The sequence below is a fragment of the Microbacterium sp. T32 genome, from assembly GCF_001619615.1.
In the GTDB taxonomy this organism is placed as follows: Bacteria; Actinomycetota; Actinomycetes; order Actinomycetales; family Microbacteriaceae; genus Microbacterium.
The window spans coordinates 1-1,041 of record NZ_LQQP01000055.1 but is presented as its reverse complement, the minus strand read 5'-3'; the positions used below and the strand labels follow the sequence as shown (position 1 = coordinate 1,041).

At 70.4% G+C, this 1,041-nt stretch carries 2 protein-coding genes; one reads left to right on the top strand and one right to left on the bottom strand.

Annotated elements, in window-relative coordinates; genetic code table 11:
- A partial coding sequence (locus AVW09_RS18285) for a type IV toxin-antitoxin system AbiEi family antitoxin domain-containing protein (RefSeq protein ID WP_269454567.1) occupies window positions 1-189 on the bottom strand: 189 nt, incomplete at its 3' end.
- A 221-nt stretch (window positions 190-410) separates the two neighbouring features.
- Between AVW09_RS18285 and AVW09_RS15220 the strand changes: the two genes are divergently transcribed.
- Window positions 411-974, top strand: coding sequence for a GNAT family N-acetyltransferase (locus AVW09_RS15220; RefSeq protein WP_063258861.1), 564 nt, complete (start codon window positions 411-413; stop codon window positions 972-974).
- Window positions 975-1,041 lie beyond the last annotated feature (67 nt).

Sequence of the window (1,041 nt, the reverse complement as noted above, 5' to 3'; positions counted from 1 at the left end):
TCCTCCCACTCGCTGCGCAGCAAAGACGCGATCGGAAACCTCACCCGACAAATACACGTCACGTCGCGCGCGCAAGATCGCACCGTAACGCAGGGCGTTTCGCAGCCCTGCCCGAGAAAGGCCCTCCGCGCGCAGCTCCGCGTACGTCATGATGCGGCCGGTGGGCAGTCCGCATGAATCCGTCGTCACCCGGAGAGGATGCCGTGCCCGGAGGGACGCGCGAGCGCCACGACCATCCGGCTGGGGATAACTGGCCCTGGGGAGGAGGGGAGATCCGTGACACAACGAAGGAAATCCGGGCGAAGGGGCACCGGGTTCAGGGAGCCGCGCGCGGTCTAACGTCGGATTTCCTTCGTTGTGTACTGGCGGGGTCGGCGGGACCTGCTGGAGTCGGCCGGTAGCGTGGGCGGATGGAACCCGACCACCTGCAGACGCCCCGGCTGGAGCTCTCGGCGCCGACCACGGCCGACGTCGCGGCGATCCACGCGGCGTGCCAGGATGCCGATCTGCAGCGCTATACGACGGTGCCGTCGCCGTACCTCCTCGAGGATGCCGAGCGGTTCGTCGCACTGACCGGCGAGTGGTGGGCGGACGGTACGCAACCGACGTGGGCGATCCGCCGCGACGGGAGCCTGGCCGGAATGATCGGGCTGGCGAAGCTCGACACCGGTGCGCCCGAGATCGGCTACTGGATCGCCCGCGACGCGCGACGGCAGAACGTCGCCGTCGAGGCGGCGACCGCCGTGATCGACTGGGCCTTCGCCGAGGATCGGCCCGCGGTTGAACGCGTCGAGTGGCGCGCCGTGGTCGGAAACCTCGGCTCCGCCCGGATCGCCCGGCGCCTCGGCTTTCGGTACGAGGGGCTGCTGCGCCGAGCCCACGTCAACAGCCTCGGGCGCGCCGACCTCTGGATCGGCGGTCTCCTCCGCGACGACGACCGCACCCCGCAGGACTGGCCGCTCGACCTGGGCTGAGTGAGGCACAACTCCGGGAGAACCGGCCGACACCCGGCATCCACCCCTCACCAGCCCGCCTCCGCAG